Source organism: Paenisporosarcina sp. P4_D4 (assembly GCF_056401835.1).
Window position 1 is genome coordinate 1 of the sequence record NZ_JBFUIO010000101.1, and the last position, 7,169, is coordinate 7,169.

Consider the following 7,169-nt stretch of genomic DNA (forward strand, 5'->3'; position numbering starts at 1 on the left):
TCTTTTCCACATGCTCATGCTCTTCATTTGGGTAGGGTAAAACTGGTGCTTCGTGAATCAGTTCACCTTTTTTAATATCACGCGTAGCAAAAACGCCACGATTTAATTCTCCATCACTTAATGTTGATGTTTTTATTTCAATCATTGATTTCACCTTCTCGATTCGATTGTCTGTAAAAGACATGCACATTTGGGGAAATATTATTGATCTTTACCCTTCACGCCAGCTACAAGTATACCACGTCATATCACAATCGGTAGGGTAAACGATAAATCAACGTCGAAGCGACCCCATTATTTTTCAGTCAAGCCGTTAAAGATTGTATCAATATTCCATTGCATCATCTTGATATATGTGTCGCCATCTTCACCGGGCTTGCCGATGGAGTCGGTGAAAACTTTTCCGTAAATCGGTACACCAGTTTCAGCAGACACGGACTCCATACTACGTGGATCGATGCTCGTTTCTACGAAAAGTACTGGATTTTCTTTAGAGCGGATATAATCAACGACTTTACTTACTTGTTCAGGGGAGCCCTGGTTTTCTGAATTAATTTCCCAAATATAAGCCGCTTCAAATCCATATGCCTCTGAAAAATATTTAAAAGCACCTTCACTGGTAATTAAAACTCTTTTTTCTTGAGGAATTTCGTTGTAACGGGCAACTGCTTCTTCATGTAACTTCTTCAATTCAGCAATATAGGCTTCCGCATTTTTTTCGTATTCAGCCGCATGATCTGGGTCGACTTTCACTAATGCATTTTTGGCGTTTTCAGCATATTTAATGCCGTTACGGATGTCCAACCATGCATGAGGATCTTCTTCTGATTCTTTGCCTTTAGTCGTTAGATGTTTAGGTTCCACACCTTCACTTAATCGGAAAACCGGTGCATCTTTTTCGGACTTTCCTGCCGTAAGGAGGAGTTTCTCAAACCAAGAGTTTCCTCCTTCAAGATTTAGACCATTGTAAAAGACAACATCTGCATCAGTAGTCAATTGCACATCTTTTGGCAATGGATCATACTCATGCGGATTTGAACCAACGGGTGCTAGTGTATGAACTTCGACTCGATCGCCGCCAACGTTTTTAACGATRTCGTAAATGATCGAATAGGTAGCTACGACTTGAATTTTCCCATTGTCATCTGTTTCATTTCCATTTTCTTTTGTACAACCTGAAAGTAGTAGCAGCAATAGAATACTCATCGTGCTTAATAAATATATTGTTTTTTTCATGTTTATCCTCCAGAAATAATTAAGATTGAGAATGCAGTTCTCGTTTTCGAGCACTTTTTAGTGATCTCCAGACCAATCCTTGCTTCGGCGAAAATAAAAAGGCGAGAATGAATAATACAGTTGCAGCAAGTACAATTGTTGCACCTGAAGCCAAATTATATGTGTAGCTGAAATATAAGCCGAGTATGGATGATAATATACCAATTCCAGCTGATAGATAAATCATTACCCACAGTCGATCAGTTAACAAATAAGCTGTCGAGGCCGGAGTGATGAGCATTGCCACCACCAGAATAATTCCTACGGTTTGTAAAGAAGCGACTGTCACCAAAGTCAGTAGCGCCATTAAAAAGTAATGAATGGCTTTTGTAGGAAGTCCATATGCTGCTGCCATCGTCGGATCAAATGAACTGACAAGAAGTTCTTTATAAAAGACAAAGATACTGATTAGCACAAAGATTCCAATCACCAATGTTGACAACATTTCTGTCGGTCTAACGGCCAGTACATTCCCGAATAGGATATGGTACAAATCAGTACTGCTTTTCATAAGCGTAATGAGAATAATCCCAGAGGCAAATGCAGCAGTAAACATAATACCAATTGATACGTCATTTTTAATTCGACTGTTTTGGCTGATAAATCCGATGCCGATGGCAGTCAGAATTCCTGTAAAGACAGCACCAATGAAAAAGTTAATTCCTAACATGTAAGACAATGCCACACCTGGAAGGACTGCGTGAGAAATTGCATCTCCCATTAAGGCCATGCCCCGTAAAATAATAAAGCATCCTATAACCCCGCAAATAATTCCGACCATTATCGACGTGAGCAAGGCCTTTTGTAAAAATTCATATTGAATTATAGCATCAATAAAATTCATCATGATGTCACCTCCGTGCCTACTATTGGAGAGAATTGATTGGTGTAGGCTTTGTTCAGTACGGCAGGTTGAAATACTTTCTCGACAATGCCGTGCTCAATCAATTCTTTATTAAGCAAAATCAATTCATTAAAATAATCGCTTGCTTTGCTCAAATCATGGTGAACAACAACGACTGTTTTTCCGCTATCGCGAAGTTCTTTCAAAATGGAAATGATTTTTTCTTCACTCGTTACATCAACACCTACGAATGGTTCGTCCAGAAAATACATTTCAGGTTTTTGTGCCAATGCACGCGCTAGAAAAACTCTTTGTTGCTGTCCGCCTGATAGCTCACCAATTTGGCGATTGCCATAATCGGCCATGCCAACTTTCTTTAAACATTCTAAAGCCCAAGCTTTATGTTCTTTTTTAGGACGATTGAAAATTCCTAAGTTTGGATAGGTGCCAATTAGGACTGTGTCCATAACGGTAATCGGGAAATCCCAGTCAATATTGCTGCGTTGAGGAACATAAGCAACTTTCGTCTTCATTTCCTTTATCGATTTTCCGAGTATTTCAACTTTACCTGTATCTTTTTTAATGAGATTCAATAAAGCTTTCAGCAGGGTGGATTTCCCTGCTCCATTGGGTCCTATGATGCCAACCAAATTTCCTTCTTCGACTGTAAAACTGACATTTCTTAACGCTTCGTTTCCGTTGTATGATACAAATAAATCGCTTACGGCAATAGCTGTTGTCATTTCTAATCCCTCCTGATAATTAAATATCTATATACGTCATATTTTTATATGAAAATAATTATTTCCTAATCGAAAAAAAGTTTCCTTAGAACAACTATATGCGACAACGTTCAATAAAGCAACTACAGAATAGTGTGAATATATTTTAGAAAGCTTGATAGTGCAGCGAAATTCATATCATAAAGAAAAACTTATTAACTAAATTTCACGATAAATCGCAAGGCGCGTTTCATGTACAATCATTTAGGAAAAACAGTATAATTAGAGGAAATAATTTCTTAAAAAATGGCACGATGCATTAGTTGTCAGGAATGATCTTTCGAGGAGGATTAAGTATGGGCGAGTATATAATGGCGATTGACCAGGGAACAACGAGTTCCAGAGCAATCCTATTTAATCAAAAAGGTGAAATTGTACATACGGCACAAAAAGAATTTCAGCAGTATTTTCCTAAGCCGGGCTGGGTCGAACATAACGCAAATGAAATCTGGGGTTCAGTCCTATCGGTAATTGCCGCAGTATTGACTGAGAGTGGTATTCAACAGACAGAGATTGATGGTATTGGTATTACGAATCAACGCGAAACGACCGTTGTGTGGAACAAAAAGACCGGTCGCCCGATTTATAATGCCATTGTTTGGCAATYCCGGCAAACACAAAAAATTGTGGACGAACTGAAAGAGGAAGATTTGGAAAAGTGGTTTCAGCAAAAAACTGGCCTACGTTTAGATCCCTATTTTTCAGGGACAAAAGTTAAATGGATCTTGGAAAATGTTGATGGTGCTAAAGATTTAGCAGATCAAGGGGATTTGTTATTTGGAACGATTGATACGTGGTTGATTTGGAAGTTGTCAGGTGAGAAAGTACATACGACCGATTACTCAAATGCGTCACGGACATTATTATTTAATATCCATGACTTAAAATGGGATGAAGAAATTTGCGAGAAATTAAATATTCCATTAACTATGCTTCCAAAAGTTGCATCCTCTTCTGAAGTGTATACAAAAACTGATCCAGCTGTTTTCTATGGAGCTGCGGTGCCAATAGCCGGGGTTGCTGGAGATCAACAGGCGGCACTTTTTGGTCAATGCTGCTTTGACAAAGGGATGGCGAAAAACACTTACGGTACGGGCTGTTTTATGTTATTAAATACTGGTGAAACCGCCGTTACATCGGATAATGGTTTGTTGACAACAATCGCATGGGGAGTCGAAGGTCAAGTTACTTATGCATTGGAAGGAAGTGTGTTTGTTGCAGGATCTGCCATTCAATGGTTGCGTGATGGGCTTCGAATGGTGAAAAATGCTGCTGACAGTGAATCGTATGCTAAAAAAGTGGATTCAACAGACGGGGTATACGTCGTGCCGGCTTTTGTTGGACTCGGTACACCCTACTGGGATTCAGATGCCCGAGGTGCAATTTTCGGATTAACTCGAGGTACTTCAAAAGAACATTTCATTCGCGCTACAATCGAATCGCTTGCCTACCAAACAAAAGATGTTCTTGATGCTATGGAACAGGATGCGGGCATGAAAGTAGAAACGTTACGTGTAGACGGTGGCGCAGTTAATAATGAATTTTTGATGCAGTTCCAAAGTGATTTGCTTCAGCTTGATGTTGAATTAGCAAAATTAAACGAATCAACAGCTCTAGGTGCTGCTTACTTGGCAGGATTAGCTACTGGTTTTTGGTCGGATCTAAAAGAAATCGAAAAAATGCGCAGCAGCAAAAAAACATATACACCTCAAATGGAAGAAACGAAGCGGCAGGAACTTTACAGAGGTTGGCAAAAAGCAGTGGAAGCAACTCGACTGTTTAAATAAGGGGGGATCGTCATGTTTTCAGCAATTGGACGTCCAAAACAAATCAAGACTTTAAATACGTTTCAATTCGATTTACTGGTCATCGGTGGAGGAATTACGGGTGCCGGAATTGCACTTGACGCCGTCACTCGAGGTCTGTCAGTAGCTTTAGTTGAAATGCAGGATTTCGCTGCAGGTACGTCCAGTCGATCCACCAAACTTGTTCACGGAGGACTTCGTTATCTGAAGCAATTCGAAGTTCAGATGGTGGCGGAAGTGGGGAAAGAGCGTGAAATCGTATATGAAAATGCAGTTCATGTAACAGAACCAGAGTGGATGCTATTACCGTTTCATAAAGGCGGAACATTTGGACCGCTTTCGACTTCAGCTGGACTTCGCGTTTATGATTTCTTGGCGGGAGTCAAACGGGACGAACGCCGTAAAATGTTAACATCAGAAGAAACGGTGAAGAAAGAACCACTGTTGAAAACAAAAGGACTTCGTGGTGCGGGATACTACGTGGAGTATCGTACTGATGATGCGCGTTTGACAATTGAAGTTATAAAAAAAGCGGCTGAAAAAGGAGCCGTTTGCGTAAACTATGTGAAAGCCGAGTCCTTCATTTATGAACAAGGTCGAATTGTCGGCGTAGAAGTAGTAGATCAACTATCTGGAGAACTAGCGACGATTCATGCTACTCAGGTGGTCAATGCAACTGGTCCTTGGGTAGATCAAGTCCGTGCCAAAGATTCAATTGAAAATGGCAAACAGCTTCGAATGACAAAGGGTATACATGTTGTAGTGGATCAAACGGATTTCCCGTTAAAGCAAGCGGTTTATTTTGATACACACGATGGGCGCATGGTATTTGCGATACCCCGTAATGGCAAAACCTATGTCGGAACCACGGACACATTTTACGACAATGACCCGAAGAATCCTGTTGCAACCAGTAAAGATGTGACTTACATATTAGAAGCCATTACATCTATGTTTCCAAGTATAAGATTGACTCCGCAACAAGTTGAGTCGACATGGGCCGGTGTAAGGCCACTTATTTTTGAAGAAGGAAAAGATCCATCCGAAATTTCCCGCAAAGATGAAATTTGGGAATCGTCAAGCGGTCTGATTACGATTTCTGGTGGCAAACTGACAGGATATCGCAAAATGGCGGAGATGGTTGTCGATCGTGTAATTAAAATATCCACTTTTTCTTATGGTGCCTCCATAACAAAAAATCTTCCATTATCAGGGGGAGATGTAGGTGGATCAAATCGTTTTTCATCCTTTGTTGAAATGAAAGCTCTGGAAGGTCAACGGTATGGCTTAACGTATGACGAGGCTCTCCAACTGGCATCTTTTTATGGAACAAATGTCGATCATTTATTTGCCTACGCGAGCGTTCTACAGGGAAATGCCTTTGATTTGCCACTGCCACTAGCTGCTAGACTTGCGTATGGAATACAATTCGAAATGACTTGTACACCGTCAGACTTTTTTGTCCGTAGAACGGGAGATTTATTTTTCAACATTGAAGAAGTTTATTCGTATAAAAAACAAGTGTGTCAAATGATGAAAGCACAACTTGGCTACACGGAAGATCAATTGGAATATTATCTTTTTGATTTAGAAAATCAACTGAATGCAGCAACATCATTCCGAGAGGAGCATGCATAATGACGAAAAGCATCCATTATGTAAAGATGTCAGATGGACATGAAGTCTATACGGTTGTCTATAAACCCCAGAACCCACCAATTGGTCATGTCCATATATTGCATGGCATGGCGGAGCATATCGGACGATATGAAGAGTTTGCACAATTTTTGGTTTCCAAAGGATATGTCGTGTCTGGGCATGACCATCGGGGACATGGTTTCACTGGACAAAAAAATAATCAAAAGGGATTCTTTGCAGAAAAGGACGGCTTTGATCGAGTGACAGAAGATGTTCGGGAAGTTTTACAGGATGTTAGAAAAGATTTTACTTGTGAAAGCCCCATCCTTTTTGCTCACAGCATGGGTTCATTCATTGGCAGACGCTATATACAAAAATATGGCCACTCCATTTCAAAAATCGTTTTATCTGGTACAGGAGGTCCTGCTGGTTTCTCTGGTAAAGTTGGGAAATTGATCGCCAAGGGATTTGCTCGAGTCAAAGGAACTCAAATTGAGAATCCATTATTGAACAAGTTGTCGTTCGGAAAATTCAATAAAGGTGTTACAGATGCTAAAACAGAATTTGATTGGTTATCGACAGATTCTGTTGAAGTCCAAAAGTATATTGATGATCCTTATTGTGGATTTGTAGCAAGTAACCAATTCTTTGTTGATTTAATCACAGGCATAAATAAGATACATGAAATGAAAGGGATGGATGACATTCCAAAACAACTCCCAATTTTGATGATATCTGGTGCGTTGGATCCCGTCAGTCAAAATGGTAATCAACTTTGGGGAGTTGCTGAAAAATATAAGAAAGCAGGACTTACTGATATTACGG

The 7,169-nt window shown here is 40.0% G+C and carries 7 protein-coding genes; 3 read left to right on the top strand and 4 right to left on the bottom strand.

Annotation, left to right across the window (positions count from 1 at the left end; translation table 11 throughout):
- The 4 genes from AC1DSL_RS14670 to AC1DSL_RS14685 all read right to left on the bottom strand — a co-directional run.
- Positions 1–145, bottom strand: a 145-nt coding sequence (locus AC1DSL_RS14670; RefSeq protein ID WP_477532738.1) for an SET domain-containing protein, incomplete at its 3' end; no start/stop codon positions are given.
- 149 nt (positions 146–294) lie between these two features.
- Positions 295–1,236 carry a metal ABC transporter substrate-binding protein gene (locus AC1DSL_RS14675; protein WP_477532733.1) on the bottom strand — a complete coding sequence of 314 codons (942 nt, stop codon included), beginning with the start codon at positions 1,234–1,236 and terminating at the stop codon, positions 295–297.
- 19 nt (positions 1,237–1,255) lie between these two features.
- The gene (locus AC1DSL_RS14680; RefSeq protein ID WP_036659719.1) at positions 1,256–2,119 is read right to left on the bottom strand and encodes a metal ABC transporter permease; all 864 of its coding nucleotides are present in this window, start codon (positions 2,117–2,119) and stop codon (positions 1,256–1,258) included.
- A complete protein-coding gene (locus AC1DSL_RS14685; RefSeq protein WP_477532734.1) occupies positions 2,119–2,862 on the bottom strand; it encodes a metal ABC transporter ATP-binding protein in 744 nt (247 codons plus the stop codon). Before AC1DSL_RS14685 ends, AC1DSL_RS14680 begins: the two co-directional genes overlap by 1 nt.
- A 335-nt stretch (positions 2,863–3,197) precedes the next feature.
- On the opposite strand from AC1DSL_RS14685, the gene glpK reads away from it, so the two are divergent.
- The 3 genes from glpK to AC1DSL_RS14700 all read left to right on the top strand — a co-directional run.
- Positions 3,198–4,688 carry a glycerol kinase GlpK gene (gene glpK, locus AC1DSL_RS14690; RefSeq protein ID WP_477532735.1) on the top strand — a complete coding sequence of 497 codons (1,491 nt, stop codon included), beginning with the start codon at positions 3,198–3,200 and terminating at the stop codon, positions 4,686–4,688.
- Positions 4,689–4,700: 12 nt separating this feature from the next.
- Entirely contained in the window at positions 4,701–6,344 is a 1,644-nt protein-coding gene (locus AC1DSL_RS14695) for a glycerol-3-phosphate dehydrogenase/oxidase (protein WP_477532736.1), read from the top strand.
- Positions 6,344–7,169 (top strand): alpha/beta fold hydrolase (locus AC1DSL_RS14700; protein ID WP_477532737.1); only part of this gene is annotated, 826 nt, incomplete at its 3' end. The genes AC1DSL_RS14695 and AC1DSL_RS14700, both read left to right, overlap by 1 nt.

Excerpts from the sequence above, each read along its gene's own strand:
- AC1DSL_RS14680 (WP_036659719.1), bottom strand. The coding sequence starts at position 2,119 with ATGAATTTTATTGATGCTATAATTCAATATGAATTTTTACAAAAGGCC.
- AC1DSL_RS14695 (WP_477532736.1), top strand. The coding sequence starts at position 4,701 with ATGTTTTCAGCAATTGGACGTCCAAAACAAATCAAGACTTTAAATACG.
- AC1DSL_RS14685 (WP_477532734.1), bottom strand. The coding sequence starts at position 2,862 with ATGACAACAGCTATTGCCGTAAGCGATTTATTTGTATCATACAACGGA.